The sequence below is a fragment of the Micromonospora chalcea genome (assembly GCF_028768405.1).
Taxonomy (GTDB): domain Bacteria; phylum Actinomycetota; class Actinomycetes; order Mycobacteriales; family Micromonosporaceae; genus Micromonospora; species Micromonospora chalcea.
In genome coordinates this window covers 529,535-546,445 of record NZ_CP118233.1, presented here as the reverse complement: position 1 = coordinate 546,445, position 16,911 = coordinate 529,535, and the positions used below count along the sequence as shown (strand labels likewise).

Sequence of the window (16,911 nt, the reverse complement as noted above, 5' to 3'; positions counted from 1 at the left end):
GGCGGGCCGGCGCCCACCCCGCCCGTGTCCGCTCAGCCGACCTGCAGCGTCACGTCGTCCACGACGAAGCTGGTCTGCAACGACGAGTCCTCGACCCCGGTCCACTTCAGCGTGACCGTCTGCCCGGCGTACGCGGCCAGGTTGAAGGTGCGCTGGGTGTAGCCGGTGGCCTTGTTCAGGTTCGAGTACGTGGCCAGCGTGGTCGAGCCGACCTGCACGGTGAGCTTGTCGTACGCGGTCGAGCTGGTCGTCTCGGCCGAGTCGATGTGCAGCCAGAACGAGAACGTGTAGCTGCTGCACCCGGACGGCAGCGTGACCGACTGGGACAGCGTGTCGGTACGCGAGGAGCCGTACCCGTTCAGCCACGCCTTGTACGACCCGGTGCGGGCCGCCTGGCTGGAGCTGTTGGTGATCACGCCGGAGCTGGCCGTCCACGGCGTGGTGCCGGACTCGAAGCTGCTGTTGCCGATGAGCTGGCCGCCGGTGCAGCCGCCGCTCCCGCCGGTCACGGTGATCGTGTAGCTGGCGGTGCGGGTGGCCGAGCCGGTGCCGGTCACGGTGAGCGTGAACGTGCCGGTGGTGGCCGTCGACGAGGCGCTGACGGTCATGGTGGACGAGCCGCCCGAGGTGACCGAGGACGGGCTGAAGCTCACCGACACGCCGCTCGGGGCGCCACTGGCGGACAGCGCCACGGTCTGCGCGCTGCCGGAGGTGGTGGCGGTGCTGACGGTGGCGGTGGTGGAGCCGCCCCGGGCGACGCTGCCGGAGGTGGGGCTCACCGAGACGGAGAAGTCGTTGGCGGGTGTGCCGCCGCCGACCGCGAGCGCCCAGATCGTGTACGCGACGCCGTCCGCGGCCCGGTTCAGAATGGTCGTGTTGATGTTGCTGGTGTTGTCGCAGGAGCGGTGGTAGCAGCCGTCGTACGCCGCGCCCGCGGTGCCGCCCCACTTGCTGGCCTGCGCCGACGTCTTGGTGTAGCTGGCGCCCGCCGCGTAGCCGGAGGTCTGGATGCCGGCGTTGGCGAACGAGTAGTCGTCGGAGCGGCCCTGACCCTCGGTGTTCTCCTCCGGCGAGATGCCGAACGAGTCCCAGTACGCCTTCAGCGGCGCCGCGGTGGCCGAGGTGATCCGGTTGATGAAGTAGCCGCCGTTGGGCGAGCCGACCATGTCGAAGTTGTAGTAGCCCTTGATGTAGCCGCGCTGGGTGGAGCTGAGCTGGTTGACGTAGTGCTTGGAGCCCTGCAGGCCCTGCTCCTCGCCGTTCCACCAGGCGAACCGGACCCGCTTGGTCATGGTCGGGTTCTGCGCGGCCAGCACCAGCGCGTTCTCCAGCAGCACCGACGAGCCGGAGGCGTTGTCGTTGATGCCCGGCCCGGCGGCCACGCCGTCCAGATGCGCGCCGAACATGACGACCTGGTCCGACGGGCCCTGCGGCCACTCGGCGATCAGGTTGTTGCCCGGGTAGGTGCAGGTGGAGCAGTTCTGCTCGGTGACCGTGTAGCCGGCCGCCTGGAGCTTGCCCTTCACGTAGTTGACCGACGCGGTGTAGCCGGCCGAGCCGGCGCGCCGGTTGCCGCCGTTGCTGGTGGCGATGGAGTTGAACTGGGTGAGGTGGGCCTGGATGTTGCTGAGGGAGACGTCCGGCGCGGCGAGCGCGGCGACGGCCGGGGCGGGGGCGGCGGCCGGCGCGGGCGCGGCGGAGGCGGTGCCGGCCAGGCTCGCCGTCGTCAGGGTGGCGACGAGGGCGAGCGCGAGGCTCGTGGTCGGCGTTCTGCGTCTCATGGAGACTCCTCGTGGGGGTTCGGCGGGCGGGGTGCCGGGACCGGTGGTCGAAACAGTTACATGCATCGATCAGACAGTCAACGGGCTGTCACATCCCACCGGCCCCCTCCCCCCACCGGGATGCCGCACACGCTCCATCGCTCCCCATTTCTCCGCATGACGAGCAAGGAGTTCGTGTCCGGGCACGGCGGACACGAACTCCTTGGTCGACTGCGAGAGGTGGGTCAGTTCCGGCGCAGGACCGCCAGGAACATGGCGTCGGTGCCGTGACGGTGCGGCCACAGCTGCACCGTGGGGCCGTCCCCCAGGCCCGGCATGCCGGCCGGCAGCAGCGGCCGCGCGTCGACGAAATCGACGCCGAGGCCGCAGCGCCGGGCCGCCTCGGTCACCGTCACGTGCGTCTCCACCACGTGCGGCGAACACGTCACGTACGCGACCAGGCCACCCGGCCGGGCCGCCCGCAACGCGGCGGTCAGCAGCTCACGCTGCAACCGGGTCAGCGGCGGCAGGTCCGACGGCTGGCGACGCCATCGCGCCTCCGGCCGGCGGCGCAGCGCGCCCAGCCCGGTGCACGGCGCGTCGACGAGCACCCGGTCGAAGTGCCCCTCCGGCAGCTTCGGGTCGCTGCCCACGCTGCGCCCGTCGGTGTTCAGCACGGTCACCGGCAGCCCACGGGTGGCCTGCTCCACCAGCCGCGCCCGGTGCTCGGCCACCTCGACCGCCGTCAGCCGCGCGCCCCGCGTCGCGGCCAGCGCGCCGAGCAGACCGGACTTGCCGCCCGGGCCGGCGCACAGATCCAGCCACCGGCCGTCCGGGCCGTCCAGCGGCGCCGCCGCCAGCGCGTCCGCCACCAGCTGGGAGCCCTCGTCCTGCACGTGCGCGCGGCCGTCGGCCACCGCCGCCAGGTCGCCCGGCGCGCCGCCGGGCAGATAGACCGCGTACGGCGAGAACGCGCCGGGCGCGCCGCCCACCTCGTCGGCCAGCGCCACCGGGTCGGCCAGGCCCGGCCGGGCGCACAGGTGCACCGGCGGGCGCTCGTTGTCCTCGATGAGCAGCCGGGTCGTCTCGCCCATGTCGCCGCCGAGCGCCTCGGCGAACGACCGCACGATCCACTGCGGATGGCTGTACGCCAGCGCGAGGTGCCCGACCGGGTCGGTCTCCTGCGCCGGGGCGAGCTTGGCCACCCAGGCGTCGGCGTCCCGGCTGGTGATCTCCCGCAGCACCGCGTTGGCGAACCCGGTCGCGCCCGGCCCCACCGACCGGACCAGGTCCACGGTGGACGACACCGCGGCGTGCGCGGGCACCCGCATGTGCAGGATCTGGTACGCCCCGAGCCGCAGCGCGTCGCGCACCGGCGGGTCGATGCGCTGCACGTCCCGCCCGGCCGCGTCGGTCACGATCGCGTCGAGCGTGCCGGTGTGCCGCAGCGTACCGTAGGTCAGCTCGGTGGCGAACGCGGCGTCCCGGCCGGTCAGCCCCGCCTCGCGCAGCATCGCCGGGAGCACCAGGTTGGCGTACGCGTCGTCGCGGTGCACCGCCGCGATCGCCTCGTAGGCGACCTGCCGGGGCAGGTCCACGGCCGGACGGACGGGACGCCCGCCCCGTCGGTCGCCACCGAACCGGTCCCCGCCGCGCCGGTCGCCGCCGGGCCGCTCGGAGCGCTGCCGGTCGGAACGCTGCCGGTCGGAACGCTGCCGGTCGCCGAACCGCTCGTCGCCGCGCTGACGCTCGCCACCAGGCCGGTCACCGGCGCGCTGGCGGTCGCCGTACCCCCGCTGACGCTCGCCCTCGACGGGCCGGTCCGGACGCGACGGCCCCGTCACGCGAACACCTCGCCGGCGGTGACCCGGGCGCCGCGCGCCCAGTCGCCGGCGGGCATGGCCTTCTTGCCTGCGGCGCGCACCTCGCCGAGGCGCACCGGCGTGGTGGCGGTGCCGACGAGCACACCGGACTTCGTCACGTGCAGCTCCCCCGGCTTCAGCTCCGGGCCGTCGGCCACCGGCGTGACCGGACCGAGCTTGACCCGGTCGTCGCGGAACGTCGTCCACGGGCCGGGCGCGGGCGTGCAGGCGCGGACGCGCCGGTCCACCGCGAACGCGGGGTCGCCCCAGCGGACCCGGGCGTCCTCCACCGTCAGCTTCGGGGCGAGCGAGACGCCGTCGACCGGCTGCGGCACGGCGCGGGCGGTGCCGGCGCCGATCGCGTCGAGCACCGCGACCAGCAGCCCGGCGCCGGAGTGCGCGAGCCGCTCCAGCAGGTCGCCGGAGGTGTCGGCGGGGCGGATCTCGTCGGTGACCGTGCCGTAGACCGGGCCGGTGTCCAGCCCCTCCTCCAGCTCGAAGACGCTGGCCCCGGTCACCTCGTCGCCGTGCAGCACGGCGTGCTGGACCGGCGCGGCGCCGCGCCAGGCGGGCAGCAGCGAGAAGTGCAGGTTGATCCAGCCGTGCCGGGGGATCTCCAGCGCCACCGGCGGCACCAGCGCGCCGTAGGCGACCACCGGTACGCAGTCCGGCGCCAGCTCGCGCAGCCGGTCGAGGAACTCCGGCTCGCGCGGGCGGGCCGGGGTGAGCACCTCGACGCCGTGCGCGTCGGCCCACGCGCCCACGGGCGAGCGGACCAGCCCCCGGCCGCGCCCGGCCGGGGCGTCGGGGCGGGTGACCACGGCGAGCAACTCGTGCCCGGAGGCGGCGATCGCGTCCAGGGCCGGTACGGCGACGGCCGGCGTGCCGGCGAAGACCAGGCGCATCCGGGTCACCGCCCCAGGCCAAACGGGTTGCCGGCGGCGTGCGGGCTGAGCTTGACCGTGGGCGGGGCGGCCTGGTCGTACCACTCGGCCTGCCGGATCGCCTTCATGGCCTCCTTGCGGCCGGCCGGGTCGAGCCGGTCGACGAAGAGCACGCCGTCGAGGTGGTCGGTCTCGTGCTGCACGCAGCGGGCCATCAGGCCGGTGCCGACGATCTGCAACGGGTCGCCGTAGCCGTTGAAGCCCTTGGCGATCACGTTCTGCCGGCGCTTGGTGTCGAAGTAGAGCCCGGGGATGGACAGGCAGCCCTCCGGGCCGTCCTGCTCCTCTTCGTCGGGGAACTCCAGCACCGGGTTGACCAGGTGGCCGAGGACGTCGTCGACGTCGAAGGTGAACACCCGCAGGCCCACCCCGAGCTGCGGCGCGGCGAGGCCGGCGCCGCTCTGCTCGCGCATCGTGTCGGTCAGGTCGGCGATCAGCTTGCGCAGCTCGGCGTCGAAGTCGACGACCGGGTCGGCCGGCGTGCGCAGCACCGGATCGCCGAACAGACGGATGGGCTGGACGGTCACTCGGCGTGGCTCCTTGTCTGGGTCGAACGATGCGCGTCCAGTCTACGGAGTCGGCCCGGCCGCCCCGGGTGGCGTACCGGGAACGGTGACCGGGGACGCCTCCCGGCCGACGCGCACCGGCAGCGTGGCGTGACCACGAAGCGTGAGCCGGACGCGCCGCTCGGGCCGGCCCGCCACGGCGAGGCCGGGCAGCCGGCGCAGCAGCAGCGGGAACGCCACCTGCGCCTCCAGCCGGGCCAGCGCCGCGCCGAGGCAGTAGTGCGGCCCGGCGCCGAAGGACAGCGGGTGGACCTGCGGACGCCACGGGTCGAAGCGCGCCGGCTCCGGATAGCGGCGCGGATCACGGTTGGCCGCGCCGAGCATCACGATCACCCAGCTCTCCGGCGGCAGGTCGACGTCGCCGTACCGGGCCGGCGCGGTGCTCATCCGGGACGTGAGCTGCACTGGCGAGTCGTAGCGCAGCAGCTCGTCGACGTACCCGGGGGCGAACTCCGGGTGCTCGGCCAGCGTCGCCGCCGCGCGCGGGTGCTCCAGCAGCGCCACCAGGCCGTTGCCGAGCAGGTTGGTGGTGGTCTCGAAGCCGGCCACCAGCAGCACGATCAGGTTGGCCAGCAACTCGTCGCCGGAGAGCCGGTCACCGCCGTCGTGCGCCTGCACCAGCGCGCTGGTCAGGTCGTCGGCCGGCGCCCGGCGGCGCGCCGACACCAGCTCGGTGAAGTAGGCGCGCAACTCGCTCGCGCCCCGGTCGGCGACCGCCAGCTCCTCTTCGGTGATCTCCGGTTCCAGCACGCCGGTCAGGTCGGTGGCCCAGCGCCGGAACAACGGCCGGTCCGCCGCCGGCACGCCGAGCAGCGCGCAGATCACCCCGACCGGCAGCGGGTACGCGAACCCGGCCATGAAGTCGACCGGCCCCTCGGCGGCGAGCATCGCGTCGACCAGCTCGTCGGCCTGCGCCCGCACCACGTCGTGCATGGCGGCGATCCGGCGCGGGGTGAACGCGCCCGCCGCCAGCCGCCGCATCCGGCTGTGGTCGGGCGGGTTGGTGCGCAGCATCGACCGGGAGATCGACAGAATCGCCGGGCTCTCCCGCCAGCCGGGCATGAACTGGTCGCGCAGCGCGTCGTCCAGCACCCCGAACCGGGCGTCGCGCAGGATCGCGTCGGCCTCGGCGTACCCGGTGACCACGAAGAAGACCGGGCCGGCCTGGACCACCGGGCCGTGTGCGCGCAGCAGCTCGTACGTCGGGTAGGGGTCGACACGACCCTCGGGGGACATCAGCAGCGCGAGCGCGTCGGCAGGATCCACGGTCCGCCTCCCCAGGCGTCGGAGACCCCCATCATGCTCCGCGCCGCCCGAGGGTGGTCAACCCGTCACGGCGACACGGCGGTATCCACCGCGGTCAGGCGCCCGCGCCCGGCTCCCCGGCCAGCACCGGGCCGCCGTCGAGCAGCGCATGCTCGGGCAGCGGCAGCGTGATGCCGTGGGCGTCCTCCCAGTCGTGGATCAGCCCCGGCCGGGCCTGCGTGGTGAAGAAGTCGACGGCGCTCATCCCGCCGACCACCGGCTCGTCCACCTCGGCGACCAGCCGGGCGGGGACCATCGGCAGGCCGGCGCGCACCGCCGAGCTGAGCCGCCGGTGCCCGTCGACGACGAAGAAGTACTCGCCGGTGTAGCCGATGCTCAGCGGCTCCGGCTCCTCACCGCTCTCGGCCAGCTCGGCGGCGAGGTCGGCGTCCCACAGGCCCCGCAGCGCGGACACGTCCTCGGTGGGGTAGACCCGGGTCGGGTCGAGCAGCAGCAGCGGCTGACCGGCGCGCAGCACGTCCGCGCCGAGGCGGCCCTCGTAGACGTCGATGACGTGCTGGATGACCTGCTCCGGGTTGGCCCGGGTGGTGTCGCAGATCAGGTCGTAGTTGCGCAGGCGGGCCTTGTCGACCCCGTAGCGGACGATGAACCGGCCCCGCTCGCTCTCGCTGCGCTCGCGCAGCTTGGTCCGCGCCTCCTCCAGCGAGGTGTAGCTCTCGGCCGGGCCGGACGGGCGGGCCAGCACGCGCCGGGCCGCCTCGGTCGGCTCGGTGATCATGTGCACCTTGAGCGCGTCGGTGAAGAAGTGCCAGGCCAGGCGGGAGTCCATGACCAGCGACTCGCCGGAGGCGGCGATGTCGCGCTGGAGCTGGTCGACGTAGCCGTCGACCGCCTGGTCCAGCTCGGCGTGCAGGTTGAGCTGCAGAGCGGTCATCTGCCGCTCCTGGGCCATCTGGCGGTAGAGGTCGCCGACGCTGACCCGGCGCAGCCCCAGCCGCTTGGCGATCTCGACGGACACGGTGCTCTTGCCACTGCCGAGGTCACCGTTGAAGACGATCGACTGACGAACGGTCACGACTGGTCCACCCCTGCTCACCGGCTGACTGACGACATCGAGTGTCGGCCCGACGTGCTCTGGCACCCGCCGCGCCGCGTCCCGCGCGGGGAAACCGCGCGGCTGGGCATGACGGGCGATGCTATCACCGCCCGCTACCCAATTGCCGGACCAGGTGTGCGGCAAACCCCAGCTCACGACCGTGCGCGAGGGGCCGCGTGCGCAGTGTCACGCGGCGGCGGCCGGTCAGAACAGCACGAGCGGATCGACCTGCAGGCGTACCGGATCGGCCGCCTTGCGGGCGCTGCGCTGGCCGGCGGCGGCGTGCAGCGCCTCGGCCAGCGCGGCGGCCCGGGACCGGGGCACCCGCACGAGCATCCGCTCCCGGCCCTCGTCGGCCGGCACCGGCCCGAGCACCTCGGCGCCGTCCGGCAGCCGGGCGCCGTCCAGCAGGTCACTGACCGCCTCGGCGACGCCGGTGACGCTCGCCATCCGCACCGCCGGGGGGAAGCCCAGCTCGCGCCGCTCGGCCAGCTCGCGGGCGGCGAACCAGGCGGAGTCCCAGCGCAGCAACGCCTGCACCGGCGCGAGCGCGCCGTCCGCGACCACCACCACCCGCCCGCCGGCCGTACCGGGCCGGGCCAGCGCGGCGGCGGCCATCCACCGCCGCAGCGCCTCCTCACCGGCCCGCAGGTCGGCCCGGGTCAGCAGCGCCCAGGAGTCGAGCAGCAGCACCGCGCCGTAGCCGCCGTCGGCCACCGGCTCGGCGCCCGGCGTGGCGATCACCAGCCCGGCCCCGCCCGGCACCGTGGCGAGCACCTCCTCCCGCCCCGAGGTCCGCACCGGCACGCCCGGGAACGCCCGGCCCAGCTCCTCGGCCGTGCGCCGGGCGCCGGTGACCGAGGCGCGCAGCCGCCGCCCACCGCACTCCGGGCAGGCGTACGCGGCGGCCACCCGGCCGCACCAGCGGCAGGCGGGCGTGCCCTGCGCCGAGGGCAGCGCGAGCGGCCCGGCGCAGTGCGGGCAGCGGGCCGGGGTCCGGCAGTCGGCGCAGGCCACCGACGGCACGTAACCCCGGCGCGGCACCTGCACCAGCACCGGCAGGTCCGCGCGCAGCGCGTCCCGGGCGCTGGTCCAGGCCAGGCTCGGCAGCCGCGCCGAGGCCGCGCCGGGATCGCGGGCCAGTTGCGGGTCGTCGCCGGTGGGCGCCATGGCCGGGGTACGCGCGCGCACCACCGCCCGGTCGGCCACCACCTCCCGGGCCCAGGACGTCTCCACCAGCAGCTGCGCCTCGGCGCTGCGGGCGTACCCGCCGACCAGGGCGGCGGCGTCGCCGAGCTGCGCCCGGGTGAGCAGCACGTCCCGGGCGTGCGGGTAGGGCGCGCGGGGCTCGGCGTGCAGGTCGTCGCCGTCGTCCCAGATCGCCACCAGGCCGAGCCGCTCCACCGGGGCGAACATGGCCGCCCGGGTGCCGATCACCACTGCCACGTCGCCGCGCCGGGCGGCCAGGAACGCCCGGTAGCGGCGGGCCGGGCCGTCGGCGGCGGTGAGGCGCACGTGCCGCCCCGCGCCGAGGACGGCGGTCAGGGCGGCGTCGAGCCGGTCCAGGTCACGGGCGTCGGCCACCACGACCACTGCGCCCCGGCCACCGGCCACGGTGGCGGCCACCGCGTCGGCGTACCGGTCGGCCCAGTCCTCCCCCGGCAGCGCCGACCAGACCGCGCGGGCGGGCCGGCCGTCGGTGAGCGCCCGCAGCAGCGCCGGCCCGGCCGGGTAGTCCCGCCAGCCGCGCGGGTCCACCTCCGCCCGGCCACCCGGCCTGGCGTCCGCGTCGGCGGGCGCGTCGGGGTCGGCGGGCGCGTCCGCGTCGGCGGTGACGGCCTTCTCGGCGCGGGCGTGCCGGGGCGGCACCGCCAGCCTCAGCACGTCGGCGAGGCTGCCCGCGTACCGGTCGGCGACCGCGCGGGCCAGCCGGGCCACCTCCGGGGAGAGCACCGGCACCGGCGAGACGACCTTCTCCAGGTACGCCAGTTTCGGGTGCGCGGAGGACTCGGCGCGCTCCAGCAGCCAGCCGTCGACCAGCTGCCCGGCGAAGCGCACCTTCACCCGTACCCCCGGTTGCGCCTCGGCGTCGAGCGCCTCCGGCACCAGGTAGTCGAACGGGCGGTCCAGGTGCGGCAGGGGCACGTCCACGCAGACGCGCGCGACCGGCGACCCCTGCGCGGGTCGCCGGTCGCGGCGCGTGGCGGCGGTCAGGCTCCCGCGGCCGACTTGAGGTCGGCGGCCCGGTCGGTGCCCTCCCAGGTCAGGTCCGGCAGCTCCCGGCCGAAGTGGCCGTACGCGGCGGTCTGCTGGTAGATCGGGCGGAGCAGGTGCAGGTCCCGGATGATGGCGGCCGGGCGCAGGTCGAACACCTCGGCGACGGCCTTCTCGATCGAGGCGACCGGCACCGTCTCGGTGCCGAACGTCTCGATGAACAGGCTCACCGGGTGGGCCTTGCCGATCGCGTACGCGACCTGCGCCTCGCACCGCTCGGCCAGCCCGGCGGCGACCACGTTCTTGGCCACCCAGCGCATCGCGTACGCGGCCGAGCGGTCGACCTTCGAGGGGTCCTTGCCGGAGAACGCGCCGCCGCCGTGGCGCGCGTACCCGCCGTAGGTGTCCACGATGATCTTCCGGCCGGTCAGGCCGGCGTCACCCATCGGGCCGCCGATCTCGAAGCGCCCGGTCGGGTTGACCAGCAGCCGGTAGCCCTCGGTCTCCAGGCCGAGGCCCTCCAGCTCCGGGGTGATGACGTGGTCCCGGATGTCCGGGGTGAGCAGCGACTCCAGCGAGATGTCGGCCGCGTGCTGGCTGGACACGACGACGGTGTTGAGCCGGACCGGGCGCAGCCCGTCGTACTCGATGGTCACCTGGGTCTTGCCGTCCGGCCGCAGGTAGGGGATGGTGCCGTCCTTGCGGACCGTGGCGAGCCGGCGCGCCAGCCGGTGCGCCAGCGCGATCGGCAGCGGCATCAGCTCGGGCGTCTCGGAGCAGGCGAAGCCGAACATCATGCCCTGGTCACCGGCGCCCTGCGCGTCCAGCGCGCTCTCCGACCCGCCGGTACGCAGCTCGAAGGCGTTGTCGACGCCCTGGGCGATGTCCGGCGACTGGGCTCCGATGGACACGCTGACGCCGCAGGACGCGCCGTCGAAGCCCTTCTTCGACGAGTCGTAGCCGATGCCGAGGATGGTCTCCCGGACGATGGTGGGGATGTCGGCGTACGCCTTCGTGGTCACCTCACCGGCCACGTGCACCTGACCGGTGGTGATCAAGGTCTCCACCGCGACCCGGCTGTGCGGGTCCTGGGCGAGCAGCGCGTCGAGAATGCCGTCACTGATCTGGTCGGCGATCTTGTCCGGGTGGCCCTCCGTGACCGATTCGGACGTGAAGAGACGTGTCACGGCACTCCTAAGCATGTGAAGACTTTTAAAGGTCGCTCGGCGGCAGTTTAGCCATCCTCGTTCCGCCGCGACCCCCTGAACGCGGGCCGACCAACCGTCAGGAACGTGACGGCAACCGCGGACAGACGAGGTCCCAGACGGCGTCGGCCAGGGCCTCCTTGGGCTGCTCGGCCAGCCGGTGCACGGCGCCGTCGGCGCCGATCACGGTGGCCGCGTTGGTGTCGGCGCCGAAGACCTTGTCCACGCCGACCTCGTTGACGACGATCATGTCGGCTCCCTTGCGGGCCAGTTTGGCCCGGCCGTTGGCCTCCGCGTCGTCGGTCTCCGCGGCGAAGATCACCAGCACCTGGCCGAGGCGGCGGACGCGACCCAGCTCGGCGGCGATGTCCGGGTTGGTGACCAGCTCGATGGTCGGCGCGACACCGTCGTCCGACTTCTTGATCTTCCCGGTGGCGTAGCTGGCCGGCCGGAAGTCGGCGGGCGCGGCGGCCATCACCACGGCGTCCGCGTCGACGGCCGCCGCCAGCGTCGCCGTGCGCAGCTCCTCGGTGGTGCCCACCCGGACCAGGTCCACCCCGGCCGGATCGGGCAGCGCCACGTTCGCCGCGACCAGCGTCACCCGGGCGCCCCGGGCCACAGCGGCGCGGGCGAACGCGTACCCCTGCTTGCCGGAGGACCGGTTGCCCAGGAACCGGACCGGGTCCAGCGGCTCGCGGGTGCCCCCGGCGGTGACCACCACGTGCCGGCCGGCCAGGTCGGCCTCGGCCTCGACGCCGCGGGCCAGGGCCCGGCGGGCCACCGCGAAGATCTCCGCCGGGTCGGGCAGCCGGCCCTTGCCGGTGTCCCGCCCGGTGAGCCGCCCCACGGCCGGCTCGATCACCCGGACGCCGCGCGAGCGCAGCGTGGCCACGTTCGCCACGGTCGCCGGGTGCTCCCACATCTCGGTGTGCATGGCCGGCGCCAGCAGCACCGGGCAGCGCGCGGTCAGCAGCGTGTTTGTGAGCAGGTCGTCGGCGAGGCCGTGGGCGGCCTTGGCGAGCAGGTCAGCGGTGGCCGGGGCGACCACGACCAGGTCGGCGTGCTGCCCGAGCCGCACGTGCGGCACCTCGTGCACGTCAGACCAGACGTCGTCGGCCACCGGCTGGCCGGACAGGGCCGCCCAGGTCGGCGCCCCGACGAAACGGAGCGCCGAGGCGGTCGGCACCACCCGGACCCGGTGACCCGACTCGGTGAAGAGCCGGAGCAGCTCACATGCCTTGTAGGCCGCGATGCCGCCGCCGACCCCGAGGACGATCTCGGCGGGCATCGGCGCGGGCGCGGTTACGGCTGGTCGGTCGGCTCAGCGGTGAGCAGGCCCGCGTTGATCTCGCGCATGGCGATGGAGAGCGGCTTCTCCTGCGGGGTGGTCTCCACCAGCGGGCCGACGTACTCCAGCAGGCCCTCACCGAGCTGGCTGTAGTAGGCGTTGACCTGACGGGCGCGCTTGGCGGCGAAGATGACCAGCGCGTACTTCGAGGTGGTCTTCTCGAGCAGCTCGTCGATCGGCGGGTTGGTGATGCCCTCGGGGTTGGTGGCGATGGATCCCACGAATTAAACCTCTGCGTCTCGTGCGCCGCCCGCGGGCGGTCGGGCCGGAGCCAGGAAGGACGAACCGAGCAATCCTACCAGCTCCGCCGCGGCGCGCTCGGTGTGGTCGTGTGCCACGGCGTGGGCGAAGAGGGCCGCGACGTCCGGGTCGGCCCGGTACGCCGGCGGCGCGAGCAGCACCAGCCGGGCGCTGGGCGCCGCCGCCCGTACCGCGAGCGCGCCACCCAGGTCCAGCGGCAGCAGCACCGGCCGGCCCGCGGCGAGCCGCGCCCGTACCTCGGCCCGGGGCACCCCCCGGCGGTACGGCCCGATCCGGCACCACTCCAGCAGTTCCCCGGCGGCGATCAGCTGGTCGAAGGCGGGCGCGTCGAGGAAGACGCGGTCCACGCCGTCCCGCTCGTCGGGGCGCGGCGGCCGGGTGGTGGCGACCACCGGCACCCAGACAGACGCAAGGCGCGCCCGGACCGCCTCGACCACACTGCTCCGGCCGGCCCCGGAGGGACCGGACAGGACAGTGAGCCGAGCCGCCGAGCGCGCCTCGTCATCCGTGCTCACCGCTTGTTTCTACACGGCGGGCCGTTCAGTTCGCGGCGAACTCCCCGAGCAGAGCCTTGCGCTGCTGCTCGCCGAGGCCGCGCAGGCGACGGCTGTCCGCGATCTTGAGCTTCTCCATGATCTGGGTGGCCCGGATCTTGCCGATGCCCGGCATCGCCTGGAGCACGGCCGAAACCTTCAGCTTGCCCACGACGTCGTCGGACTCGGCCCGCTCGAGGACGGTGGCGAGGGTGGTCTTGCCCTGCTTGAGCTGCTCCTTCAGCTCAGCGCGGGCCTTGCGGATCTCCGCGGCCTTCTCCAGCGCGGCAGCGCGCTGTTCGGGGGTCAGTGACGGGAGCGGCACCAGTTCTCCTCAGGTCCCTAGTACGGCGGGCGGAGCGCCCCACCGCATCTGTGAAACGTGGTGTCGCTGGCAACCAAAGGGGTCCGTGGTTCCCAGCGCGGGGAAAACTAGCGGTCAACGGAGATTTCGGCAACGTGGGCGCGCGATGATCAACGGAAAGTGACCGAGCCGTCAGTCAGCCTACGGCGTCCAGGGTGCTCCGGCACTCGGCCAGCGCCCGGTCGGCGGCGGCGCGCAGAGCGTCCGGGTCCGGTCCCGCGCCGAGCACCTCCCGGGAGTACGACGGGAGCACCGACGGCAGCGCGGCGCCGAAGACGGTGCGCAACCCGGCGGGCGTGCCGCCCTGCGCGCCCAGGCCCGGAGCGAGCAGCGGACCGTTCACCGAGCCGAGGTCGTGACCGGTCTCGCCGACCGTCGCGCCGACCACCAGACCGAAGCTTCCGAGCGGCTCCGCACCCCGGTTGAGCTGGGAAATCTCGTCGATCACGGTCTGCGCGACGGTGCGCCCGTCGGCCCCGACGGCACGCTGCACGGAGGCGCCCTCCGGGTTCGAGGTGAGGGCCAGGACGAAGACCCCGCCACCGTGCTCGGCTGCGGTGGAGAACATCGGCGCGAGTGAACCTACTCCCAGGTAGGGGCTCGCGGTCACCGCATCGACATACATCGGGCTGGATGGATCGAGGTACGCCGACGCGTACGCGGCCACCGTCGAGCCGATGTCGCCGCGCTTCACGTCAAGCAGAACGAGCGCTCCCAGATCTCGCAACTGTCGGATAGTTGACTCAAGCACCCCGACGCCGCGCGAGCCGAAGCGCTCGAAGAACGCCGACTGCGGCTTGACCACGGCCACCCGGTCCCCGATCGCCTCCACCACGGTGCGGCAGAACCGGTCGAGTCCGTCGACGTCGTCGGTCAGCCCCCAGCCGGCCAGCAACCCGGGGTGCGGATCGATCCCCACGCACAGCGGCCCTCGCTCCGCCACGGCCCGGTGCAGTCGGGCGCCGAACGTCTCCATCGCGTCTCTCCTCTCCCCGCGGCCCCGGGCCGCCTGGGCGTGTCCGGCGACGGCCTTCCCGTCGCGCCCTGTCGAACTCGGCCGGGCTCAGCCGGCCTTCACCGCCGCGGCCACCCCGGCCGCGATCCGTGCCACGTCCGCGGCGTCGCAGACGTACGGCGGCATGGTGTAGACGAGATCCCGGAACGGGCGCAGCCACACCCCCTGCGCCACCGCGGCGGCGGTCGCCCGGGGCAGGTCCACCTCGTGGTCGAGCTGCACCACCCCGATCGCGCCGAGCACCCGTACGTCGGCCACGCCGGGCGCGCCGCGCAACGGCGCCAGGCCGGCCCGCAGGCCCTCGGCGATCCCCGCCACCCGGCCGGCCCAGTCCCCGGCCCGCAGAAGCTCCAGGGAGGCGTTGGCGACCGCGCAGGCGAGCGGGTTGCCCATGAACGTCGGTCCGTGCGCCAGCACCCCGTCGGCGGAGATCGCCCGTGCCACCTCGGGCGTGCAGAGCGCCGCGGCCAGCGTCAGGTACCCGCCGGTGAGCGCCTTGCCGACGCAGAGCACGTCCGGGGCCACCCCGGCGTGCTCGGCGGCGAACATCCTCCCGGTCCGGCCGAAGCCGGTGGCGATCTCGTCGAAGACCAGCAGGATGCCGTGCTTCCGGGTCACCTCGCGCAGCACACGCAGATAGTGCGGGTGGTGGAACCGCATCCCGCCGGCGCCCTGGACCACCGGCTCGACGATCACCGCGGCCAGTTCGTCGGCGTGCCGCTCCACGGCGTCCACCAGAGCCGCCTCGTACGCCGGGTCCGGCGGCGCGTCGAAGCCGGACGGCGGCGCCGGCGCGAACACCTGCCGGGGCAGCACGTCGCCCCAGAGGTGGTGCATGCCGCCCTCCGGGTCGCAGACGCTCATCGGGTGGAACGTGTCACCGTGGTAGCCGCCCCGCCAGGTGCCCAGCCGGCGGCGCTGCGGGCGTCCCCGCGCCCGCTGGTACTGCAGGCACATCTTCACCGCGACCTCGACGCTCACCGAGCCGGAGTCGGCCAGGAAGACGTGTTCCAGGCCGTCCGGGGTCAGCTCGACGAGCGTGCGCGCCAGGCGTACCGCCGGCTCGTGGGTGAGCCCGCCGAACATCACGTGGCTCATCCGCCCGAGCTGGCCGGTCACCGCGGCGTCGAGCGCCGGGTGCCGGTAGCCGTGGATCGCCGCCCACCACGACGACATGCCGTCGACCAGCTCCCGCCCGTCCGCCAGCCGCAGCCGCACCCCTTGCGCGCTGTCCACGACGTACGGCGCGCCGGCGGAGGGCATCGCGGCGTACGGATGCCACACGTGCCGCCGGTCCGCGTCCAGAATCTCCTCAGGCGTCACGTCTCCTCCTTCACCCCTCCCCGCCGCCCCCTCTCTTCCCCCGCGATCTTGCGGTTGCTGCCCCTGCCGCGCCCGGAATGAGGGGGTGTGCCGGGGCCGCGAGTGCAAGATCGCGAGGAAGAGAGGGGTGGGTCAGGGGTGGGTGGTCCGGGTTATGGCTCTCGTCAGGGCGGGGCCGCGGTAGATGAAGCCGGTGTAGAGCTGGACCAGGGACGCGCCGGCGTCGAACATGCGCGTCGCGTCGTCCGGGTCGAGGATGCCGCCGACGCCGATCACAGGCAGCCGCCCGCCGGTCTCCCGGTGCACGAAGGCGACCATCTCCCGGGCCCGTACGGTCAGCGGCCGGCCGGACAGGCCGCCCGTCTCCGCGCCGCGCGCCCGGTCGGCCGGGGCCAGCCCGTCCCGGGCGAGCGTGGTGTTGGTGGCGATGACCCCGGCGGCGCCCCGGTCGAGGCAGACCTCCAGCAGCTCGGCCACGGCCGGCTCGGTGAGGTCCGGGGCGATCTTCACCAGCACCGGCTTCTCCCCCACCAGCGCGGCCAGCAGCGCGTCCAGGTGGGACCGGTCCTGAAGCGAGCGCAGCCCCGGGGTGTTCGGTGAGGACACGTTCACGGCGAAGTAGTCACCGTGTCCCTTGAGCGCCCGGTAGGAGTCGAGATAGTCCTCGACCGCCTGGTCCAACGGGGTCACCTTGGACTTGCCGAGCGAGATGCCCAGCGGTACGCCGAGCGGGCGCGGCAACGCCGCCAGCCGGTCGGCGAGGGCCGCCGCGCCCGCGTTGTTGAAGCCCATCCGGTTGATCACCGCTTCGCTGTCGCGCAGCCGGAACAGCCGGGGCCGGGGATTGCCCGGCTGGGCGTGCGCGGTCACGGTGCCGACCTCGACGAAGCCGAAGCCGAGCGCCGGCCAGGCGGGCAACGCGAGTCCGTTCTTGTCCATCCCGGCGGCCAGCCCGACCGGGTTGGGGAAGCGCACCCCGAACACGGTGCGCGGCGCGGACCGGAAGTACGCCCGTCGCAGCGCCGCGAGAACGGCCGGCTGCCGCGACACCGCCGCGAGCCGTTCCAGGGTCCACTCGTGCGCCCCCTCGGCGTCCCCGCCCGCGAGCGAGAACAGCCGGGGCCGCACCACCTTCTCGAAGATCACGCCCCGGC

Annotated in this window: 15 protein-coding genes; all 15 read right to left on the bottom strand. The window is 74.4% G+C overall.

Annotated features, from left to right (window positions below; translation table 11 throughout):
* Nucleotides 1-32 precede the first annotated feature (32 nt).
* The 15 genes from PVK74_RS02515 to PVK74_RS02445 all read right to left on the bottom strand — a co-directional run bounded on the left by PVK74_RS02515 (nt 33) and on the right by PVK74_RS02445 (nt 16,903).
* The gene (locus tag PVK74_RS02515; RefSeq protein WP_069087683.1) at nt 33-1,781 is read right to left on the bottom strand and encodes a M28 family peptidase; all 1,749 of its coding nucleotides are present in this window, start codon (nt 1,779-1,781) and stop codon (nt 33-35) included.
* A gap of 224 nt (nt 1,782-2,005) precedes the next feature.
* Complete coding sequence (locus PVK74_RS02510) at nt 2,006-3,604, bottom strand: RsmB/NOP family class I SAM-dependent RNA methyltransferase (RefSeq protein WP_274478066.1); 1,599 nt, start codon at nt 3,602-3,604, stop codon at nt 2,006-2,008.
* Complete coding sequence (fmt, locus tag PVK74_RS02505; protein WP_064448545.1) at nt 3,601-4,527, bottom strand: methionyl-tRNA formyltransferase; 927 nt, start codon at nt 4,525-4,527, stop codon at nt 3,601-3,603. Before fmt ends, PVK74_RS02510 begins: the two co-directional genes overlap by 4 nt.
* Nucleotides 4,528-4,532: 5 nt before the next feature.
* Nucleotides 4,533-5,093, bottom strand: coding sequence for a peptide deformylase (def, locus tag PVK74_RS02500; protein ID WP_043324943.1), 561 nt, complete (start codon nt 5,091-5,093; stop codon nt 4,533-4,535).
* Nucleotides 5,094-5,135: 42 nt separating this feature from the next.
* Nucleotides 5,136-6,398 carry a cytochrome P450 gene (locus PVK74_RS02495; RefSeq protein ID WP_104114317.1) on the bottom strand — a complete coding sequence of 421 codons (1,263 nt, stop codon included), beginning with the start codon at nt 6,396-6,398 and terminating at the stop codon, nt 5,136-5,138.
* Nucleotides 6,399-6,492: 94 nt separating this feature from the next.
* A complete protein-coding gene (locus PVK74_RS02490) occupies nt 6,493-7,473 on the bottom strand; it encodes an AAA family ATPase (RefSeq protein WP_113973136.1) in 981 nt (326 codons plus the stop codon).
* A gap of 225 nt (nt 7,474-7,698) precedes the next feature.
* Nucleotides 7,699-9,645 carry a primosomal protein N' gene (locus PVK74_RS02485; RefSeq protein WP_210887312.1) on the bottom strand — a complete coding sequence of 649 codons (1,947 nt, stop codon included), beginning with the start codon at nt 9,643-9,645 and terminating at the stop codon, nt 7,699-7,701.
* A gap of 59 nt (nt 9,646-9,704) precedes the next feature.
* Nucleotides 9,705-10,910 carry a methionine adenosyltransferase gene (gene metK, locus PVK74_RS02480; RefSeq protein ID WP_030502493.1) on the bottom strand — a complete coding sequence of 402 codons (1,206 nt, stop codon included), beginning with the start codon at nt 10,908-10,910 and terminating at the stop codon, nt 9,705-9,707.
* A gap of 82 nt (nt 10,911-10,992) precedes the next feature.
* Entirely contained in the window at nt 10,993-12,201 is a 1,209-nt protein-coding gene (gene coaBC, locus PVK74_RS02475; RefSeq protein ID WP_113973138.1) for a bifunctional phosphopantothenoylcysteine decarboxylase/phosphopantothenate--cysteine ligase CoaBC, read from the bottom strand.
* Nucleotides 12,202-12,215: 14 nt separating this feature from the next.
* Nucleotides 12,216-12,482, bottom strand: a complete 267-nt coding sequence (gene rpoZ / locus PVK74_RS02470) for a DNA-directed RNA polymerase subunit omega (protein WP_013285517.1) — start codon at nt 12,480-12,482, stop codon at nt 12,216-12,218.
* A gap of 3 nt (nt 12,483-12,485) precedes the next feature.
* Complete coding sequence (locus PVK74_RS02465; protein WP_187694059.1) at nt 12,486-13,037, bottom strand: guanylate kinase; 552 nt, start codon at nt 13,035-13,037, stop codon at nt 12,486-12,488.
* A gap of 25 nt (nt 13,038-13,062) precedes the next feature.
* Nucleotides 13,063-13,380, bottom strand: a complete 318-nt coding sequence (gene mihF, locus PVK74_RS02460; protein ID WP_013285515.1) for an integration host factor, actinobacterial type — start codon at nt 13,378-13,380, stop codon at nt 13,063-13,065.
* A gap of 175 nt (nt 13,381-13,555) precedes the next feature.
* Complete coding sequence (gene pyrF / locus PVK74_RS02455) at nt 13,556-14,395, bottom strand: orotidine-5'-phosphate decarboxylase (protein WP_274478064.1); 840 nt, start codon at nt 14,393-14,395, stop codon at nt 13,556-13,558.
* 87 nt (nt 14,396-14,482) lie between these two features.
* Nucleotides 14,483-15,757 (bottom strand): adenosylmethionine--8-amino-7-oxononanoate transaminase, encoded by a 1,275-nt coding sequence (locus PVK74_RS02450; protein ID WP_064448507.1) that lies wholly within the window; start codon nt 15,755-15,757, stop codon nt 14,483-14,485.
* 132 nt (nt 15,758-15,889) lie between these two features.
* The gene (locus PVK74_RS02445; protein WP_043324949.1) at nt 15,890-16,903 is read right to left on the bottom strand and encodes a quinone-dependent dihydroorotate dehydrogenase; all 1,014 of its coding nucleotides are present in this window, start codon (nt 16,901-16,903) and stop codon (nt 15,890-15,892) included.
* Nucleotides 16,904-16,911: the final 8 nt, after the last annotated feature.